Origin of the sequence: Robertmurraya beringensis, from assembly GCF_042433785.1 — a bacterium.
In the GTDB taxonomy this organism is placed as follows: domain Bacteria; phylum Bacillota; class Bacilli; order Bacillales; family Cytobacillaceae; genus Robertmurraya_A; species Robertmurraya_A beringensis.
In genome coordinates, this window is the sequence record NZ_JBHLUU010000036.1 from 1 (window position 1) to 535 (window position 535).

Annotated in this window: 1 protein-coding gene; it reads right to left on the reverse strand. The window is 37.6% G+C overall.

Annotation, left to right across the window (positions count from 1 at the left end):
• Positions 1 to 535: Tn3 family transposase (locus tag ACFFHF_RS11745; protein ID WP_377058213.1), on the reverse strand; the 535-nt coding region annotated here is incomplete at both ends.

A 535-nucleotide genomic window follows, 5' to 3' on the forward strand; every position in this document is an offset into this window, starting at 1 on the left:
CCTATCTGCATTCTCATACCATCGGACGAGGATGTTGTACCGTCTCCCCAATAGGAGGACAATTGCAATTTGTGATGAAAATTTACTAATACGGCTTGGGCTTTATTCATTGCATCTTCATACATGCGCCATTGTGATACATTGGCCAATTGCTTATATGTAAGTCCGGGTGTTGCTTCAGCCATTTTGCTTAAACCAATATTCATTCCCATTCCTAAAAGAGCAGCCATAATAATAATTGTTTCTTCTTTATCCGGTTTTCGATTATTGGAAGCATGAATAAATTGCTCATGAAATCCTGTTATATAAGCAATATCCATCAGTAAATCGGTTAATTTTATTCTTGGTAGCATCTGATACAGGCTTGCACTAAATTTTTTTGCTTCTTCTGGAACATCTTTTTCTAAGCGTGCAATTGACAGCTTTCCTTTTTCAAGAGAAACCCCGTCTAACTTGTTGGAATTGGTAGCTAACCACTTTAACCTTTTGTTAAGGCTGCTGGTTCTCTCCGTCATATAATCCTCGAATGATAAAC